Genomic DNA, 23,241 nt, shown 5'->3' with positions numbered 1-23,241 from the left:
CTGAGCGGGGGCCCCCCCCACCCGTGGCCGCCGAGGCGTCAGGACACCGCCGGCGGGGACGAGGACGGCACGGGTGACGGTCCGGGCGACGACGGTACGGCCGGCGCGGGGGAACCCGAGGGCGTGGCGCCCGTCGCCGGCTTCGTGGGCCGCGCGACCTCGGCCGGCTGCGGTGTCGTCCCCGCGCCCTCCACGTCCCGCGGGCCGCCCTCCTCCGGCTCCCCGAGCGACTCCAGCGCGGCCAGCGCCCGCGGCGCCAGCAGCGGCGAGAAGTACGGGTTGACGCGCAGCGCCTCGCCGACATGGCGGCGGGCGGGACCGTACATCTCCAGCGACCGTTCGATCTCGCCCCGGTGGTAGAGGAACAGCGCGCTGCGCCGCCCCTGCCCGGTCGCCTTCTTCGCGTACTTCAGCGCCTCCTGGCCGTGGCCCGCCCGGTACAGCGCCCACCCGAGCGCGTCCGCGACCTCCATGGAGCGGTGGTGGCGCGCCCACTCGGCGCGCAGCCGCGCCACCGCCGCCGTCGGGGAGCCGTGGTCCGCCTCGAAGCGGGCGAGGACCAACTCCTCGTTCACGCCGTGGCCCTGGGCCCGCGCCGCCCGGGCGCGCAGCGTCGCGTACTGGGTGCGGGCGTCGCCGTCCAGTCCGTTCGCGTCGTACAGCTCGCCCAGCTCCAGCGCGTACTCCGGGCGCGGCAGCTTCGCCAGCGCCGCCTGGTAGTCGCGGTACGCCTCGTCCGTCCTGCTCAGCGCGGCCAGCGCGCGCGCCCGGCCGGCCAGCGCGGCGGGGTGGTCGCGTGCCGTCGCGAGCGCGGCGTCGTAGTGGCCCATCGCCTCGGTCGGCTCGCCGCGTTCCCAGGCCAGCTCGCCCAGCGCGTACAGCGCCTCCGCCTTCGCGGTGGGGGAGGCGGCGTGCGCCACGGCCTCGTCGGCCTTCGCCTCCGCGTCCTCGCGCCAGCCGCGGTCCCGGTAGACGGAGACCGCGCGCTCCAGCACGGCCGGGGTGCCGGGGCGCAGCTCCTTCAGCTTGTCGAGCGCCCTGCCCGCCGCCGCGTAATCGCCCAGACCGGTGTACGCGTCGATCAGCACCGGGTACGCCGCCCACGCCTTGGGCTGGCGGGCGCGGAGCGTCTCGCCCCACTTCTTGGCGGTGGTGAAGTCGTGGCGGGCGTTGGCGAGCGAGGCGAGACCGGCCAGCGCCTGGGTACGGGTGGGCGCCCCGAGCCCGCCCTGCTTGCCGTCGTCCCCGCCCTCCGTACCGCCGTCGCCCTCCGTACCGTCGCCGTCCGCGGCCCCGGCGTCACGCCCCCCGTGGTCCTCCGGTCCGGCCGCGCCCACCGGCGGGCCCTTCAGGGAGCGCCGCAGCGCCTCGTCGGCCTTCGAGTAGTACGCCGTGTCCCCGCGCCGCTCGCCGCGTTCGACGTACGCCGCGCCCAGCACCGCCCACGCCGTGCTGTCCTCCGGATGGGTCCGCAGCCACTTCTCGCGGTCCTGGATGAGCGCGTCGAGATCGGGCAGCGAGGCGGGCGCGCCCGCGCTCACCGCCGCGAGCGCCCGCTCCTGCGGGGTCGGTGTCCGCGATCCCTCCCCCCGGTCCGGTACGAACAGCAGGACGCCCCCGACCAGCGCCGCACCCACCCCGGCCGCCAGCGCCGCCCTTCTGACCTGTCTGACCTGCTCCGTCTTCATGGCGTTCATGATGATTACTGTGCGTCAATATGAAGAGCACACACTGTCTTGAGTTGTGGATCGCCCACGGGTTCACACCGATGGCCCCGGGTGCGAGCCTGGGATCATGGACGATCTCCTCGTACGGCTCCGGACCGGCCTTCCCGCCGACGCCCTGATCACCGATCCCGACATCACGATCTCCTACGCGAACGACATGGCCAGCTTCTGCCCGGCCGGAACGCCCGCCGTCGTCGTACTGCCGCGCACCGCCGAACAGGTCCAGCACGTCATGCGCACGGCCACCGCGCTCCGTGTCCCCGTCGTCCCGCAAGGAGCCCGTACGGGGCTGTCGGGCGCCGCCAACGCCTCGGACGGGTGCATCGTCCTCTCCCTGACCAAGATGGACCGGATCCTGGAGATCGACGCCGTCGACCGGATCGCCGTCGTCGAACCCGGCGTCATCAACGCCACCCTCTCCCGCGCCGTCGCCGAACTCGGCCTCGCCTACCCGCCCGACCCGTCGAGCTGGGAGACATGCACCATCGGCGGGAACATCGGCACCGCCTCCGGCGGGCTGTGCTGCGTCAAGTACGGCGTGACCGCCGAGTACGTCCTCGGCCTCGACGTCGTCCTCGCCGACGGCCGCCTCCTCACCACCGGGCGCCGCACCGCCAAGGGCGTCGCCGGATACGACCTGACACGTCTCTTCGTCGGCTCCGAGGGCAGCCTCGGCATCGTCGTCAAGGCCGTCCTCGCCCTCAAGCCGGAGCCGCCCCGGCAGCTCGCCCTGGCCGCCGAGTTCGGCTCGGCCGCCGCCGCGTGCGACGCCGTCTGCCGGATCATGGAGCGCGGGCACACCCCGTCGCTGCTGGAGATCATGGACCGTACGACCGTCCGCGCCGTCAACGCGCTCGCGCACATGGGCCTTCCGGAGTCCACCGAGGCGCTCCTCCTCGCCGCCTTCGACACACCGGACCCCGCCGCCGACCTCGCCGCCGTCGGTGAGCTGTGCACGGAGGCCGGCGCCACCGAGGTGGTCCCCGCCGAGGACTCCGCCGAGTCCGAACTGCTGCTCCAGGCCCGGCGCCTCGCGCTCCCCGCGCTGGAGGCCGTCCGCTCGGCCACGATGATCGACGACGTGTGCGTACCGCGCTCCCGGCTCGCCGCGATGATCGACGGCACCGCCGCCATCGCCGAGAAGTACGACCTGACCATCGGCGTCTGCGCCCACGCGGGCGACGGCAACACCCACCCCGTCGTCTGCTTCGACCAGGCCGACCCGGACGAGTCCCGGCGGGCCCGCGCCTCCTTCGACGAGATCATGGGGCTCGGCCTGGAGCTGGGCGGCACGATCACCGGGGAGCACGGCGTCGGCACCCTGAAGAAGGAGTGGCTGTCGCGGGAGCTGGGACCGGTGGGGCTGGAGTTGCAGCGCGGTATCAAGCAGACTTTCGACCCGCTGGGCTTGCTCAACCCGGGCAAGCTTTTCTGAGGCCGACGGCGCGACACCTCCCCGGGGAGCGACCGCCCGAGGGCGCGGCGGGAGTACGTGTGAGCAAGCTGACCGAGTACGACACGACGGCGGGCGGACGGGGCCTGGGGGACCGGCGCTCCGTCCACCGCGTCCACCGCGGGCTGCCCTGGATGCAGATCCTGCTCGTCCCGGTGGCCATGGCCGCGGTGATCGCCTACCTCACCCTCGGGTCCCCCTTCCTCTACGTGCCGGTGGTGGCCGGGCTCCTCTACGCGGGCATCGCCGGGCTGCGCCGCATACCGCCCGCCCACGGTGTCAGGACGGCCGTCGTCTACGAGGGCGGCGTGCTGCTCGCACACCCGCGGTCCGGGCCCGTCACGTACGCCTGGCAGGAGATCGACTCCACCGGGCACGACCGGGGCGGCAGCGACATCGGCCTGGCCTCCGGCGGCCTGCGGTTCACCGAACGGGCCCCCGTCACCGCGATCTGGCCGGCCGGCCGCGCGGAGCCGGTCGTCCTGGCACACGTCGTACGGCAGAACAAGCTGTCCGAGGCGCTGGAGGCGGGCATACGCCCCCGGGTCCTCGAACGGCTGCGCGCGACCCTCGACACGGAGGGCGCCGTCCGCCTCGGCGACCTGACGGTCACCGACGAGGGCGTCACCCTGCGCGGCGGCCTGTCGGGCACGGCCGCCGCACCGGCCGTGATCGAGTGGCGGGAGCTGGCGCCGACGACGGCCGCCGGCCCGTCCCTGCTGCGGATCCGTACCGGCGCCGGACGGTGCGACGTCCCCGTACGGAACGCGGCGGTCGTCGGCGACTTCATCGAGGAGACCCGCGAACTGAACGTGTGAGCCAGGTCCCGCGCGCTCACGCCTCGTCGTCCACCGACTCGTCCGACGGCCACGGGTCGCGCAGCCACAGCTCGTCGCTGCCCGCCGGGGTCAGCAGCGCCGTCAGCGCCTCGTCCAGCCCCAGCCGGCCGGCCTCCGTCCCCGGCGGCACGATGCGCAGCGTCCGCTCCACCCACGCCGACAGGGCCACCGACGGCCCTTCGAGCAGGGCGTCCCCGTCGGGCGAGGACAGGGCGACACAGAGCACCTGCCGCCCGTCGACCTTCGTCGGCCAGATCCTGACGTCCCCGTGCCCGCACGGCCGGAAGACCCCCTCCACCAGCAGCTCGCGGGCGAAGGTCCAGTGCACGGGGGTGTCCGAGCCGACATGGAAGGTGATGTGCACGGCGTACGGATCGTCCGTACGGTACGTCAGCCGGGCCGGCACCGGGATGCTGCGCTCGGGCGACAGCACCAGATTCAGTTCCAGCTCGCGTTCGACCACAGAGTGCATGACGGACACTTCCTTTCCTGGCGTGGGCCCAGCGGCGGGGCCTCACCAGGAGAGAGGCGGCGGCTCGCGGTTCATGACGCGACTTTCGCCGATGACTTTGGGTGACCGCGCCGACTCCGTGTGAGCGACGGCCCGTTCCCGGCGCGCGCCGCCGTCGGTCCGGTGCCGCCGTCACGCGCGCGCCGCCGTCGGCCCGGTGCCGCCGTCACCCGGGGGAGCGACGGGCGCCCGCCGGCGACCGCCAAGGAGTGAATCCGGCGCACGCGTGCGGTCCAACCGGGTGACGCACCCGCCGGAGGCGCGCTCCACCCCGTTTCCGCCCGTCGGCCGGGCGCTCCGGCTCGAACCGATGTGCCGAATTGGTGCAGGTCCGCGAACAGATCCCACCCCGCAGCCTTACGCTTCGCAGCAGTACGGCCGGGCCGCCGCCCGAACGGGGTTCTTTCTGCCGGGCGCCATCTTCCGGGCCCCCGGTTCTTCGTTACTGTCTTCCTGGACAAGCGGGAGCACGAATCCGGTCGCCGTTCCGGCGCCGGGCGGCCCTGTCAGGTCAAACATGGTGTGAGCGAACGGAGTTGGGGTCAGTGGCTACTCCTCCTGGTGACGGTGGGAACGTACCCCGGGAAGGCTTCTACCCGGACCCTTCCATTCCTGGATACGTCCGGTACTGGAACGGTGCCGCGTGGGTGCCCGGCACCTCGCGCCCCGCGCCCCGGGAGGGCGAGGGCGCGCCCGCCGCGCTCCCGCCCGCCGCCGCCCCGCCCGCGCTGCCCGCCGTCGACGAGACCGGGCCGGTCTTCCTCGACGAGGACCCGCCCGAGCGGGCCCGCCAGGAGCCCGCCTCCGCCTGGCAGGCCGACGCCTCCCGCCAGACCGGCTTCGGCGGCGAGCGCGACGCCCGGGTCTCCTGGGGCGGGACCGTCGTGCCCGGCCAGGACCCCCGGGTCCCGGCCCCGGCCCCCGCCCCCGCCGCCGACCCGACCGGTGGCGCGCTGCCCGGCGTACGCTCCCTCGGCCCCGGGACCGGCGACGCCGACGGCAGCGACGACGGCGACGGCGGTACCCCGCCCACCGACGGCACGGTCGCGATCCGCCCCCAGCGGCGCGGCGGCGCGGGCCCCGGCCGGGCCCCGGCGCCCCGCGAGGCCAAGAAGCCCGCCGACTCCACCATGACCATCCGCGCCCTGCGCGCCGCGCGGCGCGCGAAGGACGAGGACGCCCCCGCGGAGCGCCCCGCCGACCCGGGCACGATGGCGATCCGCGCGCTCGACGCCGGGCCGAAGCCGCAGCTCCCGGCGCGTCAGCCGGCGCACCAGCAGCCACCGGCGCTGCCCGCACCGCAGCCCCCGGGGCCCTACGCGCCCGAACCGGCGCCCGCGCCGCAGCCCGGCCCCGGGCCCGCCTCCCCGATCAGCGCCGGCAGCGGCGGCGGCGCCGCCTCCTGGGCGCAGCAGGTGCACCGGCTCGCCCAGCCGGACCAGCCCGACCAGCCCGTGGTGCCCTGGAAGCCGCCCGTCGAGGACCCGTTCCTCCAGGCCGCGCGCGCCCAGGCCGCCTCGCGCCCCGCCGCCCTCGGCAAGCGCGTCCTGGCAAGGCTGATCGACACACTGGTGCTGGGGATCGTCGTCGGCGCCGTCGCCGTACCGCTCATCAGCCGCGCCCTCGCCCATATCGACGACAAGGTCGAGGCGGCCCGGCAGACCGGACAGACCGTCACCGTCTGGCTGCTCGACACCACCACGGCCGGCTACCTCGGCGGCGTCCTCCTCGCCCTGCTGATCGTGGGCGTGTTCTACGAGGCGGTGCCGACCGCCAAGTGGGGGCGCACGCTGGGCAAGAAGCTGTGCGGGCTCGACGTGCGGGACATCGAGACCCACGAGGCCCCGGCCTTCGGCGCCGCGCTGCGCCGCTGGCTGGTCTACAGCGTGCTCGGGCTGCTCGTCGTGGGGCTCGGCAACGTGCTGTGGTGCCTGATCGACCGGCCGTGGCGGCAGTGCTGGCACGACAAGATCGCCCACACCTTCGTGGCGCGCTGAGCCGCCGCTGACGGGGTGTGAGGCGGCGGCCGGCCGTTCCTCCGAACGGCGGGCCAGCCGTTGCGGGCCCTCGCGGGCCGGGGTGCACTGCCCCCATGAGCAATGATCAGCCGCCGCCCGGCCAGCCGCCCGAGGACGACCCCTTCCTCAAGAAGCCCTCGGAGCCCCAGGGTCCGGGGCAGGGCCAGGGACCGGGCCAGGACCAGGACCAGGGATGGGGCCAGGGTCACGGTCAGGGCCAAGGGCCAGGTCAAGGACCAGGTCACGGTCAGGGTCAGGGGCCGGGCTACGGGCCGGGCCAAGGGTCGCAGGACCCTCAGGGACCGCACGAGCCTCCACCGCCCCAGGGGCCTCCGCCGTCCTCCGGGGGTTCCCCGTACGGCTCTCCCTACGGTGGCGAACACGGGCCGCCCAAGGCCCCGCCGTACGATCCGAACGCGCCCGGCGGCTCCCCTTACGGCGGCTCTCCCTACGGGCAGGACCCCTATGGGGGAGGCGGTCCCCACGGCGGTACGGACCCGCTCGCCGGGATGCCGCCGCTCGCGCCGTTCGCGACCCGTCTCGCGGCCCGGGTCATCGACGCGCTGATCATCTTCATCCCGCTGGCGATCATCTCGCTGCTCGTCGGCGGCTGGCGCCACGGATCGAGCACCACGGGGAACTGGGACGAGGTCACCAACCAGGTGAACACCGGTACCCAGTGGGTCTGGTCGCTCATCTCGATCATCGCCTACGTCGGCTACGACACCCTGATGACGAAGAAGTACGGGCAGACCCTCGGCAAGCGCTGGCTCAGGCTGCGGGTGGCGATGCTCAACGACGGGTCCGTACCGGAGGCCAACTCCTCGATGACGCGCGCCCTGGTGCTCTGGGTGCCCGCGCTGCTCTGCTGCCTCTTCCTCTGGTGGCTCATCATCATCGTGACGATCCTGGCCAGCCGGCCGTACCGGCAGGGCCTGCACGACAAGGCCGCCCGAACCGTCGTGGTGACGGCGCCCCGGTAGAGCCCACCGCGGCGCCGTGCACCCGTGGTCCTCAGCGGCGGGTCTGCGCGCCCAGCCCCGAGCCCTGCGTACGCGGTCCCGGCACCGACGTGGTGCGGGCCGGGCTCTCCGCGCCCGTGCCCCGGCGGGGGGTGGCCGCCCGCGCCGCCCGGTCCTTGCGGGGCAGCGGCACGGTCATGGCGACCAGCAGTCCCAGACCGAGCGCGGCGACGCCGATCACCGCGACGCCGATGCCCGTACTCGTACCGGAGAGCAGCAGCATGGCGAGCGTGGAGCAGACGATGGTGGCGGAGCCGTAGGCGAGCTGTGCGGCAGTAGGACGCGGCATGGCGGAATCCGTCCCTCGGGGGCGTCGACATCTGTGGGGGTTACGAGGATTCTGTTGTTCTGGGGATGTTGGGTGCGTCTCGCGTATCTCGTACTGACTTGCGCGGTGGGACAAGTGGGACCAGGTCGTCGCAAGGCGGTCGCCCTCATCGTCGACTCTAAGGCCGTGGATGCCCGAGTGGAACGGCACGTAAGCGTGACCTGACCCATGGTGCCGGTGCATGGGGGGCGCATCGAGTCACGCGCCCCCGCCAACAGGCCGAATATATGCACCTGTTGGCCGGTTCACTCCGTCTGTCCGGATAGTGGAACCGGAAGGCCGCATAATGCAGTTGACGGGTTCAAGTCAAGGTCTGTCTTTTCTCCGTCAACTCGGGTCCAATGTCGTCACTTATGACGCGCAGACGCGCGCGGATCCTCCACTCCCGGTCCGCGGATCGCGTGCGCCGGGGAGGAACACCACCAAGTGATCAGAAACCGACGGGCGAGAAGAGTCTCCGCGGTGCTCGTGGCTCTGGCCGCGACCGCCGCGACGGCATCGGCCTTCACCACGGCTCAGGCCCAGGACCGCCCCGCCTCCGCTTCCAGCGCCCCGTCCGGCGCGGAGCGCCGTGACCCGGCGCCTCAGAAGGGGCAGGTCGAACACGACCTGGACGGCCCGTTCAGCAAGCAGCAGTCCAAGCAGCGCGAGGCCGCGCTCCAGCAGGTCATATCCGGCGACGCCAAGGTGGAGCGGCGCGGCAGCTCCCAGGTCGTCAAGCTCGACAACAAGAAGTACGTCGAGCTGGGCCGGGAGAAGACCGACAAGATCTTCACCATCCTCGTGGAGTTCGGCGACGACGTCGACAACACGACGACGTACGACCCGGACGGCCCCGACGGGCCCCTGCCGCCCGTCGTCAAGTACGGCGGCGACCCCGGCCCGCTGCACAACGAGATAGCCGAGCCCGACCGCAAGGTGGACAACTCCACCGCCTGGCAGGCCGACTACAGCCAGGAGCACTTCCAGGACCTGTACTTCGGCACCGGCAAGGACGCCAAGGGCCAGCCGAAGGACTCCCTGAAGACCTACTACGAGAAGACGTCCTCCGGGCGCTACTCGGTCGACGGTGAGGTCTCCGACTGGGTCAAGGTCCCGTGGAACGAGGCCCGTTACGGCTCCAACTACTGCGGCTCCACCAACTGCGCCAACGTCTGGGACCTGGTGCGCGACGGCCTCGGCGCCTGGACCGCCGACCAGAAGGCCCAGGGCAGGACCGACGCCCAGATCAAGGAGCAGCTCTCCCAGTACGACCAGTGGGACCGCTACGACTTCGACAACGACGGCGACTTCAACGAGCCCGACGGCTACATCGACCACTTCCAGATCGTGCACGCCGGTGAGGACGAGTCCGCGGGCGGCGGCGTCCAGGGCACGGACGCCCTCTGGGCGCACCGCTGGTACGCGTACGGCACCAACGCCGGCTCCACGGGCCCCGCGAACAACAAGGCGGGCGGCGCCCCGGTCGGCGACACCGGTATCTGGGTCGGCGACTACACGATGCAGCCGGAGAACGGCGGCCTCGGGGTCTTCGCCCACGAGTACGGCCACGACCTGGGCCTGCCGGACCTGTACGACACCTCGGGCGGCGAGAACTCCACCGCCTTCTGGACGCTGATGTCGTCCGGTTCGTGGCTGGGCACCGGCAAGAACGAGATCGGCGACCTGCCCGGTGACATGACCGCCTGGGACAAGCTCCAGCTCGGCTGGCTCAACTACGCCGAGGCGAAGGCGGCCACCAACTCGACCCACAAGCTGGGCGTCTCCGCGTACAACACGAAGAACCCGCAGGCGCTCATCGTCGAACTCCCCAAGAAGGAGAAGACGACGACGGTCGTGAAGCCCGCGGAAGGCTCCAAGCAGTGGTGGAGCGACATGGGTGACGACCTCAAGAACACCCTCACCCGTTCGGTGGATCTGACCGGCAAGTCGTCCGCGTCGCTCGACCTGACCGGCTGGTGGGACATCGAGGCCGACTACGACTACCTCTACACCGAGGTCTCCACGGACGGCGGTGCCAACTGGACGCCGCTGGACGGCACCGCCGACGGCAGGTCCCTGCCGCGCGACGCCGCCGACAAGCCGGCGCTGACCGGGGTCTCGGGCGCGGCGAAGAAGCTCGCCTTCCCGCTGGACGCCTACGCGGGCCAGAAGTTCGACCTGCGCTTCCGCTACCAGACGGACGGCGGCGTGGCCGGCAAGGGCTTCACGGCCGACGCCATCACGCTCACCGCCGACGGCGCGCCGGTCTTCACGGACAACGCCGAGGGCGACGACGCGGGCTGGACCGCGAAGGGCTTCTCGCGCATCGGCGAGTCCTTCACCCAGGACTACGAGCAGTACTACATCGCCGAGAACCGCCAGTACGTCTCGTACGACAGGACGCTCAAGGTCGGCCCGTACAACTTCGGCTTCACGGCGCCGAACGACGGCAAGGTCGAGCACTTCGCGTACCAGAACGGCCTGCTGATCTGGCTGTGGGACACCTCGCAGAAGGACAACAACACCAGTCAGCACCCGGGCGAGGGCCTGGTCCTGCCGATCGACGCCCACGCCAAGCCGCTGAAGTGGTCGGACGGCACGCTGATGCGCAACCGGATCCAGGCGTACGACTCCACCTTCAGCTGGTGGCCGACGTCGGGTCTCTCGCTCCACCGCGCCGACAAGCTGACGCGGATCTCCCCGTCCCTGGGCGCCCCGGTCTTCGACGACCGCAAGGGCACCTACTGGTACGAGGAGAACAAGGGCGGCAGCGTCAAGGTTCCTGACACCAACACCAAGATCAGCATCGTCAGCCAGCCCCTGGACGGCTCCACGATGACGGTCAAGGTAGGTAAGTCCGGCAAGTAACCGGAAGTAACCGCAGGTCAAATGCGTGATCGGTCGTCGCCCCCTAGCGGGCGGCGGCCGTTCGTGTTTAGGTGCGTCCTACGATTCTCTTATTGACACGACGTCTCACGGGGGCGATGAGGACATGGCGAGTGGAGGCTTCAGCAAGCTCCCGAACGGCACCGTGGTGGTGGCACTGACCCTGCCCAGCCCGGCCGCCGAGGACGGCACCGTACGCGTCCTGGTGCACGCCGCGAACCGGGCCCGCGCCCTGACCAGGCTGCGGAACCTGGGGCTGCGGGCGGTCTATCTGCGCGGCAACGCGGAGCCGCCGACACCGGACGAGATCACGGCCGTACTGCACCACCCGGACGGCCTGCTCTGGCGTACGACACCGGACGCGCCGGGCACCGCGGACCAGCTCTGGCGGCCCATCCGGGCGCTGCTGAGGCCCGCGGTGATGGGGTACTGACGCGGGGCGCCGAGGCCGCCGCGCGCCGCCGGGCAGGGGCATCCGGCGGACGGCTCCCGGTGAGCGGCCCTCCGTGGACGGCGCTCGGCGCCCGGAGGCCCGGAAGGCCCCCCGGCGCCCCTCTCCCGCCCTCGCGGCGGTCAGACGACCGGCTTGCCCGTCAGCGCCACGCCCGCGTCCCGCAGCTCCTCCAGGGCCCGCTCCGTGGTCGCGGCGGAGACCCCCGCCGTCAGGTCGAGCAGCACGTGGGTGACGAAGCCCGCACGGACCGCGTCCAGCGCCGTCGCCCGTACGCAGTGGTCCGTGGCGACACCGACCACGTCGACCTCGGTCACCTCGCGCTCGCGCAGCCAGTCGGCCAGCCCGACGCCGTTCTCGTCGGCGCCCTCGAAGCCGCTGTACGCCGCCGAGTACGCGCCCTTGTCGAAGACCGCGGCGATCCCGCCCGAGGCGACCGCCGGCGCGAAGTTCGGGTGGAAGCCCACACCCTCCGTACCGGCCACGCAGTGCACCGGCCAGGTGGTGACGTAGTCCGGCTCGGCCGGGGGCTTCGCGAAGTGGTCGCCCGGGTCGATGTGGTGGTCGCGGGTGGCGACCACGTGCCGGTACCCGGCGGTCGCCTGGCCGATCAGATCGGTGATGGCGGCGGCGACGTCGGCGCCGCCTGCCACGGCGAGGCTGCCGCCCTCGCAGAAGTCGTTCTGTACGTCGACGACGATCAGTGCGCGGTGCATGGCGGAGGTCCTTCAGTGGGGGAGCGGACAGGGAGCGGAGCGATGGGGAAAGCCGTGCGGAGGCCGGGGGAGGGCGGCTGGAATTGAGCGTAGGGACTCCCGCCGCCGTACGGGAGGGGTCGTACGCCAGTACGAGACATTTCCATCACACTCACCCTCTTCCCCTGCTCGCCCCGATCCCGTTCACACGTACTCGGTCGGAATCACCGGCTCGCCGCGCGAGAGCTGCATGGCCGACATCGGCAGCCCCGCCCGCGCCGCCGCGTGCCGCTCGCGCGCCACGTCCAGCGACTCGCGGGCCACGATCTCGCCGCCCTTGACCAGCTCCACCAGGAGCTGCCGGTCCAGCAGCTCCGGGGGGATCGGGCCGGTGCCGAGCACCTCGGCCTCCGCGTACCCCTGCGCGTCCGGCCGGCGCGCCGCCCACTTGCGCCCGCCGACCGAGGTCTTCCCGCCCAGCGACTTCTTCGCCACCGGCCGGAGCGGGGCCTTCGGGTCCGCCGAGGCGGCCCGCGCGACGATCTTGTAGACCATGGAGCAGGTGGGGTGCCCGCTGCCCGTGACGAGCTGCGTGCCGACCCCGTACGAGTCCACCGGCGCCGCCGCCAGCGAGGCGATCGCGTACTCGTCCAGGTCGGAGGTGACCACGATCCCGGTGTCGACCGCGCCCAGCTCGTCGAGCTGCTGGCGCACCCGGTGCGCGACCAGCAGCAGATCGCCCGAGTCGATCCGCACGGAGCCCAGCTCGGGCCCGGCGATCTCCACGGCGGTCCGCACCGCCTCGGCCACGTCGTACGTGTCCACCAGCAGCGTCGTACCGCGGCCGAGGGAGTCGACCTGGGCGCGGAAGGCGTCGCGCTCGGTGTCGTGCAGCAGGGTGAAGGCGTGCGCGCTCGTACCGACCGTGGGGATGCCGTACCGGAACCCGGCGGCCAGGTCGGAGGTGGCGTCGAAGCCGCCCACGTACGCGGCGCGCGCGGCGGCCACCGCGGCCAGCTCGTGGGTGCGGCGCGCGCCCATCTCGATCAGCCGGCGGCCGCCCGCCGCCGTCGCCATCCGGGAGGCGGCGGCGGCGATCGCCGAGTCGTGGTTGAGGATGGAGAGGATCACGGTCTCCAGCAGCACGCACTCCGCGAAGGTGCCCTCGACCCGCAGCACCGGCGAGCCGGGGAAGTAGACCTCGCCCTCCGGGTACCCCCAGATGTCGCCGCGGAAGCGGTACGAGGCGAGCCAGGCGAGCGTCGCCTCGTCGACGACGGCGTTCTCGCGCAGGAATCCCAGCAGGTCGGGGTCGAAGCGGAAGTTCTCCACGGCGTCCAGCACCCGTCCGGTCCCCGCCACGACCCCGTACCTGCGCCCCTCGGGCAGCCGCCGGGTGAAGACCTCGAAGACGGAGCGCCGGTCGGCCGTACCGGCCCGCAGCGCTGCCTGGAGCATCGTCAGCTCGTACTGATCGGTGAAGAGCGCGGTCGACGGAATGTCCACCGGCAGCCCAAGGTCCGCAGTGTTCATACGACGATGCTACCCCGAATACTCGTCACTCTGACGATTTCTCGGTGGCCGTTTGTGCGACACCGCTCACGTGGTGGCAGCATGGGACGGGTGAGGCCGCGGCATGCCGGCGCCCCCCTGCGGAGAAGAAGGTCGTCCCGAACCGTGAGTGTTGCTCCGACTGAGATCGAACGCCCCGAATCGGCCGAGGAGACCTTCGCGGTCCCCGAGCCCGACGTGCCCTGGGTGACGATCGTCCACAATGATCCGGTCAACCTCATGAGTTACGTGGCCTACGTCTTCCAGACCTATTTCGGCTACTCGAAGGACAAGGCGCACAAGCTGATGCTCGACGTCCACCACAAGGGCCGCGCGGTCGTCTCCAGCGGCAGCCGCGAGGAGATGGAGCGCGATGTGCAGGCCATGCACGGATTCGGTCTCTGGGCGACCCTCTCGCAGGACCGCACCTGATGGCCGGGCGCTTCGAGGCGATCCCGGGCGGCGGCGCCGCCGTCGCGCTCGACGAGGTCGAGATCTCGATCCTGCGTTCGCTGGCCGTGCAGTTGCTGGAGCTGATCGGCCCCGCCGACGAACCCGCGCAGGGCGAGGACCCGCTCGCCGCGCTCTTCACACCGGGCCCCAGCGAGCCGCCCTCCGACCCGGCGCTGGCCCGGCTCTTCCCGGACGCGTACGGCGACCCGGAGACCTCGGGCGACGGTGACGAGGACGAGGAACTGAAGGAGTACTCCTCGGAGTTCCGCCGGTTCACCGAGAACGACCTGCGCGACCGCAAGCGCGAGGACGGCATGGCGCTCGTGCGCACGCTGGACGCGCTCACCGCCACGGGCGAGGGCGGCGCCGTACTGAAGCTGACGCCCGACGACTGCACGCACTGGCTCGGCGCGCTCAACGACCTGCGGCTGACGATCGGTACGCGCCTGGAGGTCGGCGACGAGGACGAGGGCGGCGAGCTGTACCGGCTGCCGGACTCCGACCCGCGCAAGCCCATGGTGATGGCGTACCTCTGGCTCGGCGCGCTCCAGGAGACGCTCGTGGAGACCCTGATGCCCTGAGGGTCCCGCCACGGGGTCCGGGTGACGTCCGCGCGCCATGCCGGGGTCACCCGGACGCCTCCCGGCGTGCTCCTTCCGGACGCTCAGACGACGCTCAAATCGACATAACGATCACGTCACCACCGCGGCCTTCTTTGCGGTTCGCGGTGCGATTCGTCCCCTTCTTCCTGTGGGCTGGGCCACAGTCGCGGGCGCCGGGCGCCCCTCCTCCCGTGATAGATCTGCCGGACCCCCCGGGGACGCCACCCCTGTCCCCGGGGGTGTCTCGACCGGCCGAACGCCGGTGGCACTCCATCCATATCCGGGGGGATCAGGAACTGGTCCGTGGCCGTGAGCGACCGCGGATCTGTATGGAGAAAGGGCGCACGACCATGACCTCTGCGCAGGTCGACAAGGAGTACGGCGGCGACGGGGCCGCCAGGGGTCCCGCCGGGAACGGCGCGGACGAAGAGGGGTACGAGCGCGGACTCGGCAGCCGCCAGGTCCAGATGATCGCCATCGGCGGCGCGATCGGCGTCGGCCTCTTCATGGGCGCCGGGGCGAACATCGCCAAGGCCGGTCCCAGCATCATCCTCATGTACGCCCTCGCCGGCGTCGTGATCTTCTTCATCATGCGGGCGCTGGGCGAACTGCTCCTCTACCGGCCCGTCTCGGGCTCCTTCGCCGAGTACGCCCGGGAATTCCTCGGCCCCTTCTTCGGCTTCGCCACCGGCTGGACGTACTGGCTGATGTGGGTCGTCACCGGCATGGCGGAACTCACCGCCGCCGCGATCTACATCCACTTCTGGTTCCCGCAGATCCCCCAGTGGGTCAGCGCGCTGGTCTTCCTGGTGGTCCTCTTCGGGGTGAACCTCATCTCGGTGAAGATCTTCGGCGAGGTCGAGTTCTGGTTCTCGATGATCAAGGTCACCGCCATCATCGGCATGATCGTCATCGGGCTCGGCGTGCTCACCCTCGGCTTCTCCGACGCCGGTGACACCGCCACCACCGCCAACCTCTGGCAGCACCACGGCGTCTTCCCCAACGGCATCGGCTCCAGCCTGATGACCCTTCAGGGCGTCATGTTCGCCTACCTCGCCGTCGAACTGGTCGGCGTCACGGCGGGCGAGTCCGAGAACCCCGAGAAGACCCTCCCCAAGGCCATCAACACCCTGCCCTGGCGCATCATCGTCTTCTACGTCGGCGCGCTCCTGGTGATCCTCTCCGTCGTCAAGTGGACCGAGTTCTCCGCGGGCGCCAGCCCCTTCGTCCACGCCTTCGAGAAGATGGGCATCCCGCTCGCCGCGGGCATCGTCAACTTCGTCGTCCTGACCGCCGCGCTCTCCTCCTGCAACTCCGGCATGTACTCCACCGGCCGGATGCTGCGCGGCCTCGCCGCCAACAACGAGGCGCCGAGCGCGTTCGGACGGCTCAACTCCCGCAAGACCCCGGCCGTCGGCATCGCCGTCTCCGTCACCCTCATGGGCATCGGCGTGATCCTCAACTACCTCGTCCCGGAGAAGGCGTTCGGCTATGTGACCTCGGTCGCCACCGCCGCCGGCATCTGGACCTGGATGATGATCCTGATCAGCCACATCCGCTACCGCCGCGGCGTCGAGGCCGGCCGCCTGCCCGCCTCGTCCTTCCCGGCACCCGGCGGCTCGCTCTTCAGCTGGATCGCGGCCGGCTTCCTCGCCCTGGTCACCTGTCTGATCGCGTACGACAGCGACGCGCGGATCTCCCTCTACGTGGGCGCGGTCTGGGCGGTGTTCCTCGCCATCGGCTGGCAGTACCTGAAGAACCGCACCCCCCAGCGGACCAAGCCCGCCGGCGCCCCGGACGAGCCGGAGTACGCTCCCGCCTCCGACTGACCCCTACGCGAAGCCCCCGGATCACGGCCGACGCCCCTCCTCCCGACCCGGCAGGAGGGGCGCCGTCGTGCCCGGGGACGGCGCCCCTCCCGCCACGCCGACCGGCCGACCCGCGCACCGGCGCCCGTACATCGCGCCTGTTCCGGGGGCTCGTCCGGTGCGCGGTACTCTCCTTGGCCGAGCGGAATTCGCGGAAGTGAACGGGGGGCGTATGGCGTGGGACGAGTGGGAGCAGGCCAAGGCCGAGGTGGCGGGGCGTCAGGACATCGCCATGCGGCTGAACCAGGTCCCGGCCGATCCGGGGCCTTCCGCCAGCGCCGTGACCGGTGGCCTGAAGTCCAGCAAGAAGGCGTGGGTCACAGCCGGTGAAGGGGTCGGCTCCCTGCGCAAGAGCGTCACGACCGCGCTGACCGAGCTGGAGGACGGGCAGGCCGGCCTCGGCACGGCGACGGGGTGTCTGAGCGCGGCGGCGCAGAAGGAGGTGTACGACTCCTGGAAGACGTACACCAAAAGCGTCTTCGAGCGGTGCGGCTCCCTTCAGAGTCTCCTGGAGCGGGTGGGCAACGACCAGCTGAAGACGGATGAGGCGGTCAAGGGAGAAATCGACCAGTTGAAGAAGAAGTACGCGGACACGGACGCCCTCGGCGGCCAGTCGAAGGGCCGGTGACCGCGGGCATGGACTTCAGTTCCCTCAAGGCCCTCAAGCCGTCCGAGTTCGAAGAGGCCGCCGATGCGTACCACTCCATGAGCCGGATGGCCCAGTTGGCAAAGGAGCACATCGAGAACACCGTCGCCGCGGGAATGCGCGAGACGCTGGAGGGCGAGGCGGCGCAGGCTGCGCAGACGGAACTCAAAGCCCTGGCGGACAACTTCCATTACACGCAGGCCGAGTGCGCGGTGGTCAGCACGGCCCTCAACGGTTTCTCCTACGACATGGCGGCGGCCAAGCGGAAGCTGGACGCGGCGTGCGCGGACGCCGGCGCCGACGGCTGCAAGGTGAACCAGGACGGTTCGGTCACGTATCCGCCCGGCAAGAAGCCGGGGGAGGAGGACACGGCCGACGGCGGCACGGTGACGGGAGCTGCCGGAGGCACCGAAACGTCCGACGCCATGGAACGCCAGGCGGTGAACATCCACCCGAACCCCCACTACGGCAGAGCACTCGCGTACGCGAACCGTATCGCCGACGCGCTGGAGGAAGCCACGGAGGCGGATACGAAGTGGGCACCGAAACTGCGCGCACTGAAGGCCGACGACGATCTGACCGTGTCCGCGCGCGACTGGAAGGACGCCAAGGCTGACGCGGACGGCGTACGGTCGGCGGCCGACGCGTACCTTCACACGATCAAGCCGCCGCCCAAGAACGACTGGCCCCAGGACAACGCCAACTGGTGGAAGGGCCTCTCCGAGGAGCAGCGCGCGGACTACGTCTCCATGTACCCGGCGAGCATCGGCAAGCTCGACGGTCTGCCGTCCGACGTACGTGACGACGCGAACCGTCTCGTGCTCGCCGAACAGCGCGCCGCCAAGCAGGTGGAGTACGACATCTGGCTCAAGAAGCACCCCGAGCCCACGAACTACAAGCCCTACATCAGCCCGATCACGGGGCTGGAGGTGAAGGGTGCGATGGTCCCGACCGAGGAGTGGAAGGAGTGGAACGAGAAGAAGGGGCAGTTCGAGAGCGGCCTCAAGGGCATGGACGACATCCAGAAACGCTTCGACAGTTTCACGAGTGAGAGCAACCGCCCCTACCTGCTCGGATTCGACAGCAAGGACATGGGGCGCGCCATCGTCTCCATAGGCAATCCGGATACCGCCGACAACGTGGTGACGTACGTGCCCGGAACGTTCGCCGAGCTGGAGTCCATCGACGGCGATCTCAGAAGGGCCGAGGCGCTCCAGTTGCGGGCGGAACGCGCCGATCGCACCCATTCGACAGCCTCGATCGTGTGGCTCGGTTACGACGCCCCGCAGGCCATTCTGAGCGACGCCACGGAGACCAAGTGGGCCGACGACGCACAGGATTCGCTGGGCGGCTTCGTGCAGGGCATCCAGGAAGCCAACGGCAACGACCCGAACCAGACACTCCTGGGGCACAGCTACGGCTCTCTGGTGGTGGGCCAGACGATGAGAGACCACCTGGACCTGCCGGTCGACAGCGCCATCATGGTGGGCAGCCCGGGCGTCGGCGTGGATCACGCCAAGGACCTGAACATACCGCCGGAGCGGGTCTTCGCGGCTACGGCCGGGAACGACCTCATCAACCTCGCCCCGCCCCCGGCAGGGCCGCTGGCCCCCCTCAACCCGAAGGCGTACATGAGGCTCTTCGACGACCACTCGATCGTGCACGGCAACGACCCGGTCTCCGACGAGTTCGGCGGGCAGGTCTTCGCCGTCCCCGACGGGAAGTTCCCCGGCTCGGACGGCGAAATGATGCCCGCGCACTCCCAGTACTGGGATGCGACGCCCCTCGGCAGCCTCGCGAACATCGTGACCGGAGGACAGCCATGAAGCCGCGCAAGGTGATCACCACTGCCGTGCTGCTGGCCATGGCGCTCATGGTCACCGCGTGCGGCGGGCAGGGGAACGGACAGGAAAGCGGCGGAAAGACACCGAAACAGGTCACTATGAACGAGCAGCAGGCGATCGACCGGGCAGAGGAAATCATTCGCCAGGCGGTGGATGGCATGTCCCCCCAACCGACACTGAAGCGTATCGGCGCCGCGCCTGTCGGTACCTGTATCGCCAGGGACGACCACGGCCCCGACGACCGGGTGCAGGTCACCATCGCCTACGTACTCACCGGCGTGCCGGGGTCCGAGGGCAAGAAGCTCGTGCAGCAGGCACGCGACGCGTGGCTCAAGGCCGGCCACACGTACAACTCGAAGGGTGAGGTCGACTGGGCCGGCCCCTTCCCTTCGGTCTACATGCGCACGAAGTCCGACGACTTCTGGATGGACGCCATGAACGGCATCGTGGACCGGGCCAAGGGCGAGGGCGAAGCCTCGCTCGGTGTGACGTCGCCCTGCTTCCTCCCGCCGGGCGGGTCCACTGCACCGACCACGGCCGACCCCGCCGCACTGGAGACCCTCCGGACCGACGACCCCGCCGGGCGCCGTGCCCTCGGCTACTCCAGCCGGATCTTCGACGCGTTGCGGGTCAGGCCGGCTCCCGCACCGTCCGGGGGAGGCCTCAGCACCGTCCGGGACGAGTCCGGCACCTCGGTGCACCACACCTGGTCGACGGAGCCGCTGTCGGAGGCCGAGACGGTCCGGGCCCTGGCCCGCGCCCAGGCCTACCTCCAGAGCGCGGGCTGGAGCGTGCGCCACGTACCGACAGCGTCAGGCACCCCCGCCGTGGTCGCGCTCCGCACCGAGGACGGCACGACCGCGCAGCTCGCCCGCTCGGCCACCGGCGCGCTCCGGGTGGCGGTGACAACGCCCGACCACGGTCCGGCATCGGTGTCCAGGGACGTCTAGACGAGTCATTCCGAAGTAGCGTCGTCCACCCCCTGCCCGGTCGGGGTCACCGGCCGGGTAGGGGGTCCGGCCGGAGGGGGCGGGGCGCGACTGCCCGCAGGGCTCCGCCGCGGTCCCTCTATATTTTCTTCATGCTCACCATCACCCAGGCCCTGCACGACCAGATCGTGGCGCACGCCCGAGCCGACCACCCCGACGAGGCGTGCGGCGTCGTCGCGGGCCCCGAGGGCACCGGCCGGGCCGAGCGGTTCATTCCCATGCTCAACGCCGCCCGCTCGCCCACCTTCTACGAGTTCGACTCGGCGGACCTGCTCAAGCTCTACCGCGAGATGGACGACCGGGACGAGGAACCGGTGATCATCTACCACTCGCACACCGCGACCGAGGCGTACCCCTCCCGTACGGACATCACCTACGCCAACGAGCCCGGCGCCCACTACGTGCTGGTCTCCACCGCCGACACCGACGACGCGGGCCCCTTCCAGTTCCGCTCGTACCGCATCGTGGACGGAACCGTCGAGGAAGAGCCCGTCGAGATCGTCTGAGCACCCCCTGTCCATCAGGTGGACGCCGAACGTCCACCGACTGGGAACACATGCCGGGACGCGGAACGGGAATCGATACGATGAGCCCATGGTTTCCATCGACGTGAGCGACAAGACGCCGAGCACCCCGCTGCTCGTGGCGCGGCTGCACGTCGATCTGTGCCGCCTCGCCAGTGCCATCTGTCCCGGCCGCGCCGCCGGCTGAGCGACGGCCCGCCCGGAGCGCGGTCCTCCGTACCCGCACGCACGCACGCCGCACGTACCCGCACCACCCCCTCGCGCGGGGGCCCGAGCCGCGCGCCCGTCACGCAGTCTCCCGACAGGAGCCCATGTCATGGCCATCGAGGTCCGCATCCCGACCATCCTCCGCACCTACACCGACGGCGCCAAGGCGGTCGAGGGCACCGGGGACACGCTCTCCGAGCTGTTCGCCGACCTCGACACCCGGCACGCCGGCATCCGGGAGCGGCTGATCGACCCCGCCAAGGACAACCAGCTCCGCCGCTTCGTCAACGTCTACCTCAACGACGAGGACGTCCGCTTCCTGGACGGCATCGCCACCAAGCTCGCCGACGGCGACAGCGTCACCATCCTCCCGGCCGTGGCCGGCGGCGCGCCCGACGCGACGCGCGCCGTCTGATGCGGTACGACTCCCCGCTCGCGGCGGTCGGCAACACCCCCCTGGTCCGGCTCCCCCGGCTGTCCCCCTCGGAGGACGTACGGCTCTGGGCCAAGCTGGAGGACCGCAACCCGACCGGCTCCGTCAAGGACCGGCCCGCGCTCCACATGGTCGAGCAGGCGGAGAAGGACGGCCGGCTCACCCCGGGCTGCACCATCCTGGAGCCCACCAGCGGCAACACCGGCATCTCGCTCGCCATGGCGGCCAAGCTCAAGGGCTACCGCATCGTCTGCGTCATGCCGGAGAACACCTCCCAGGAGCGGCGCGACCTGCTCGCCATGTGGGGGGCCGAGATCGTCCCGTCCCCCGCGGCGGGCGGCTCCAACACCGCCGTACGGGTGGCGAAGGAACTCGCCGCGGAGAACCCCTCCTGGGTGATGCTCTACCAGTACGGCAACCCCGACAACGCGGGCGCCCACTACGCCACCACCGGCCCGGAGATCCTGGCCGACCTGCCCTCCGTCACCCACTTCGTCGCGGGCCTCGGCACCACGGGCACGCTCATGGGGGTCGGCCGCTATCTGCGCGAGCACGTACCGGGCGTCCGGATCGTCGCCGCGGAGCCCCGCTACGACGACCTCGTGTACGGGTTGCGCAACCTCGACGAGGGCTTCGTCCCGGAGCTGTACGACGCCTCCGTCCTCGCCACCCGATTCTCCGTCGGCTCCGCCGACGCGGTCACCCGTACCCGCGAACTCCTCCAGCAGGAAGGCATCTTCGCGGGCGTCTCCACCGGCGCCGCCCTGCACGCGGCGATCGGCGTGGGCCGCAAGGCGGTCAAGGCGGGGGAGAGCGCCGACATCGTCTTCGTCGTGGCGGACGGCGGCTGGAAGTACCTGTCGACCGGCGTCTACACGGCGGCGACCACGGAAGAGGCGATCGAGACCCTGCACGGCCAGCTCTGGGCGTAGCGGCGTGGCGGCGTGTCAGCCCAGCGGCCGGCGCGGGCGCCGGGGGCGTGCGGACGGAGCGCGCGGGGAGCGCGAACGGAGTAGGGGCGGAGTACGGGCGGAGTACGGAACGGCGCGCGCCCCGCGGCGTGGAGCGGGGCCACCCGTACGGACCATCCGAACCAGTGACGTCCTGGGTGAGTTCCCCCACAACGGACCACTGTGGAGGAGCGACCAGCCCTTTCGCGCTTTACGCTCGGTAAACCGCACGACCCCCGTCGCCCCGCCGTCCACGCCACGGAGGTTCCCGCTCCATGAAGCTCACCGTCGTCGGCTGTTCGGGCTCGTTCCCCGCCGCGGGATCGGCCTGCTCCAGTTACCTCGTAGAGGCCGACGGCTTCCGGCTGCTCCTCGACATGGGTAATGGCGCCCTGGGCGAGTTGCAGCGCCACATCGGTCTCTACGACCTCGACGCCATCTTCCTCAGCCATCTCCACGCCGACCACTGCATCGACATGTGCGCCTACTTCGTCGCGCGCTACTACCGCTTCGACGGCGGACGGTGCGACCCGATCCCCGTCTACGGGCCCGAGGGCACCGAGCAGCGCCTCACCACGGCGTACGCGGACACCCCCACGGACCGTTCCATGAGCGAGGTCTTCGACTTCCACACGCTCAAGCCGGGCTCGGGCTCCTTCGACATCGGCCCGTTCTCCGTCCGTACGGAGAAGGTCGCGCACCCCGTCGACACCTTCGCGATCCGGGTCGAGCACGGCGGCAGATCCCTCACGTACTCCGGGGACACCGGCGTCTGCGAACCCCTGGTCGAGCTGGCCGAGGAGACGGACCTCTTCCTCTGCGAGGCGGCCTTCACCTACGGCAAGGAGGACGTCGTGGGTCTGCACCTCAACGGCCGCGAGGCGGGCGCGCACGCGGCCCGCGCCCGCGCCCGCAGGCTCGTCCTCACCCATGTGCCGCCGTGGACCGACGGGGACCGGAACCTGGCCGACGCGCGCGACGTGTACGCGGGCCCGGCCGAGCTGGCCGTTCCCGGCGCGGTCTACGAGATCTGACACCGCGTACGGGACCTCGTCCGTACCGGTACCCGTATCCCTATCGGTACGCGTGTCCGTACCGGTACGCGTGTCCGCACCGGACCCGTATCCGGACGCGACCGTGGGGGGGGGGGGGGCGGCCGCCGGCGGGGCCGCCCGCCCCACCCGCGGGGGGCGGGCGCCGGACGCCCCGGCCGGGGGGGGGCGGGGGGACGCCCCCCCCCCCGCCCCCCCCCCCCCCCCCCC

General features: G+C 71.4%; 22 protein-coding genes. 17 read left to right on the top strand and 5 right to left on the bottom strand.

Translation table 11 applies throughout. From position 1 onward, the window contains the following. Positions 1–38: 38 nt before the first annotated feature. Entirely contained in the window at positions 39–1,697 is a 1,659-nt protein-coding gene (locus ACFXPK_RS08290; protein ID WP_385072969.1) for a hypothetical protein, read from the bottom strand. Positions 1,698–1,794: 97 nt separating this feature from the next. Between ACFXPK_RS08290 and ACFXPK_RS08285 the strand changes: the two genes are divergently transcribed. Continuing rightward, positions 1,795–3,162: an FAD-binding oxidoreductase gene (locus ACFXPK_RS08285; RefSeq protein ID WP_385072966.1), complete on the top strand. Its 1,368-nt coding sequence runs from the start codon at positions 1,795–1,797 to the stop codon at positions 3,160–3,162. A gap of 59 nt (positions 3,163–3,221) precedes the next feature. Then, complete coding sequence (locus tag ACFXPK_RS08280) at positions 3,222–3,998, top strand: hypothetical protein (protein ID WP_385072964.1); 777 nt, start codon at positions 3,222–3,224, stop codon at positions 3,996–3,998. Between the two features lie 16 nt (positions 3,999–4,014). On the opposite strand, the gene ACFXPK_RS08275 is transcribed toward ACFXPK_RS08280, so the two are convergent. Continuing rightward, complete coding sequence (locus tag ACFXPK_RS08275) at positions 4,015–4,491, bottom strand: SsgA family sporulation/cell division regulator (protein WP_385007219.1); 477 nt, start codon at positions 4,489–4,491, stop codon at positions 4,015–4,017. 584 nt (positions 4,492–5,075) lie between these two features. On the opposite strand from ACFXPK_RS08275, the gene ACFXPK_RS08270 reads away from it, so the two are divergent. Both ACFXPK_RS08270 and ACFXPK_RS08265 read left to right on the top strand, forming a co-directional pair. Next, positions 5,076–6,527 carry an RDD family protein gene (locus tag ACFXPK_RS08270; RefSeq protein WP_385072961.1) on the top strand — a complete coding sequence of 484 codons (1,452 nt, stop codon included), beginning with the start codon at positions 5,076–5,078 and terminating at the stop codon, positions 6,525–6,527. 530 nt (positions 6,528–7,057) lie between these two features. After that, positions 7,058–7,531 carry an RDD family protein gene (locus ACFXPK_RS08265; protein ID WP_384993480.1) on the top strand — a complete coding sequence of 158 codons (474 nt, stop codon included), beginning with the start codon at positions 7,058–7,060 and terminating at the stop codon, positions 7,529–7,531. 31 nt (positions 7,532–7,562) lie between these two features. Here ACFXPK_RS08265 and ACFXPK_RS08260 read toward each other — a convergent pair whose 3' ends face one another. Continuing rightward, a complete protein-coding gene (locus ACFXPK_RS08260) occupies positions 7,563–7,859 on the bottom strand; it encodes a hypothetical protein (protein ID WP_385072958.1) in 297 nt (98 codons plus the stop codon). Between the two features lie 465 nt (positions 7,860–8,324). Between ACFXPK_RS08260 and ACFXPK_RS08255 the strand changes: the two genes are divergently transcribed. Both ACFXPK_RS08255 and ACFXPK_RS08250 read left to right on the top strand, forming a co-directional pair. Beyond that, positions 8,325–10,748 (top strand): immune inhibitor A domain-containing protein, encoded by a 2,424-nt coding sequence (locus ACFXPK_RS08255; RefSeq protein WP_385072955.1) that lies wholly within the window; start codon positions 8,325–8,327, stop codon positions 10,746–10,748. Positions 10,749–10,872: 124 nt separating this feature from the next. Next, a complete protein-coding gene (locus ACFXPK_RS08250) occupies positions 10,873–11,199 on the top strand; it encodes a hypothetical protein (RefSeq protein WP_384910482.1) in 327 nt (108 codons plus the stop codon). 140 nt (positions 11,200–11,339) lie between these two features. Here the strand turns inward: ACFXPK_RS08250 and ACFXPK_RS08245 are convergent, their stop codons facing one another. Then, positions 11,340–11,933 carry an isochorismatase family protein gene (locus tag ACFXPK_RS08245; protein ID WP_384993474.1) on the bottom strand — a complete coding sequence of 198 codons (594 nt, stop codon included), beginning with the start codon at positions 11,931–11,933 and terminating at the stop codon, positions 11,340–11,342. A gap of 183 nt (positions 11,934–12,116) precedes the next feature. Next, positions 12,117–13,445: a nicotinate phosphoribosyltransferase gene (locus ACFXPK_RS08240; protein WP_384993472.1), complete on the bottom strand. Its 1,329-nt coding sequence runs from the start codon at positions 13,443–13,445 to the stop codon at positions 12,117–12,119. 144 nt (positions 13,446–13,589) lie between these two features. Between ACFXPK_RS08240 and clpS the strand changes: the two genes are divergently transcribed. The 11 genes from clpS to ACFXPK_RS08185 all read left to right on the top strand — a co-directional run bounded on the left by clpS (position 13,590) and on the right by ACFXPK_RS08185 (position 23,013). After that, positions 13,590–13,895: an ATP-dependent Clp protease adapter ClpS gene (clpS, locus tag ACFXPK_RS08235; RefSeq protein WP_329826863.1), complete on the top strand. Its 306-nt coding sequence runs from the start codon at positions 13,590–13,592 to the stop codon at positions 13,893–13,895. After that, positions 13,895–14,497: a DUF2017 domain-containing protein gene (locus ACFXPK_RS08230; protein WP_384993470.1), complete on the top strand. Its 603-nt coding sequence runs from the start codon at positions 13,895–13,897 to the stop codon at positions 14,495–14,497. Before clpS ends, ACFXPK_RS08230 begins: the two co-directional genes overlap by 1 nt. A gap of 371 nt (positions 14,498–14,868) precedes the next feature. After that, positions 14,869–16,347, top strand: coding sequence for an amino acid permease (locus ACFXPK_RS08225; RefSeq protein ID WP_384993468.1), 1,479 nt, complete (start codon positions 14,869–14,871; stop codon positions 16,345–16,347). A 211-nt stretch (positions 16,348–16,558) separates the two neighbouring features. Then, positions 16,559–17,014 (top strand): hypothetical protein, encoded by a 456-nt coding sequence (locus ACFXPK_RS08220; RefSeq protein ID WP_385072949.1) that lies wholly within the window; start codon positions 16,559–16,561, stop codon positions 17,012–17,014. Between the two features lie 8 nt (positions 17,015–17,022). Further along, complete coding sequence (locus ACFXPK_RS08215; RefSeq protein ID WP_384993464.1) at positions 17,023–18,858, top strand: alpha/beta hydrolase; 1,836 nt, start codon at positions 17,023–17,025, stop codon at positions 18,856–18,858. After that, complete coding sequence (locus ACFXPK_RS08210) at positions 18,855–19,826, top strand: hypothetical protein (protein ID WP_384993462.1); 972 nt, start codon at positions 18,855–18,857, stop codon at positions 19,824–19,826. The genes ACFXPK_RS08215 and ACFXPK_RS08210 overlap by 4 nt, the downstream gene beginning before the upstream one ends. A gap of 131 nt (positions 19,827–19,957) precedes the next feature. Beyond that, positions 19,958–20,371 (top strand): Mov34/MPN/PAD-1 family protein, encoded by a 414-nt coding sequence (locus tag ACFXPK_RS08205; protein ID WP_385072944.1) that lies wholly within the window; start codon positions 19,958–19,960, stop codon positions 20,369–20,371. Positions 20,372–20,459: 88 nt separating this feature from the next. Further along, positions 20,460–20,576: a putative leader peptide gene (locus tag ACFXPK_RS08200; RefSeq protein WP_365812991.1), complete on the top strand. Its 117-nt coding sequence runs from the start codon at positions 20,460–20,462 to the stop codon at positions 20,574–20,576. A gap of 129 nt (positions 20,577–20,705) precedes the next feature. Then, on the top strand, positions 20,706–21,011 hold the full coding sequence (locus ACFXPK_RS08195) for a MoaD/ThiS family protein (RefSeq protein WP_384993457.1): 306 nt from the start codon (positions 20,706–20,708) through the stop codon (positions 21,009–21,011). Continuing rightward, entirely contained in the window at positions 21,011–21,961 is a 951-nt protein-coding gene (locus ACFXPK_RS08190) for a PLP-dependent cysteine synthase family protein (RefSeq protein ID WP_385072940.1), read from the top strand. Before ACFXPK_RS08195 ends, ACFXPK_RS08190 begins: the two co-directional genes overlap by 1 nt. A 293-nt stretch (positions 21,962–22,254) precedes the next feature. After that, the gene (locus tag ACFXPK_RS08185) at positions 22,255–23,013 is read left to right on the top strand and encodes an MBL fold metallo-hydrolase (protein WP_384993452.1); all 759 of its coding nucleotides are present in this window, start codon (positions 22,255–22,257) and stop codon (positions 23,011–23,013) included. Positions 23,014–23,241: the final 228 nt, after the last annotated feature.

Source organism: Streptomyces sp. NPDC059142, from assembly GCF_042755665.1.
GTDB lineage: Bacteria > Actinomycetota > Actinomycetes > Streptomycetales > Streptomycetaceae > Streptomyces.
The sequence above is the reverse complement of the archived record's forward strand: the minus strand, read 5'-3'. Positions and strand labels throughout refer to the sequence as shown.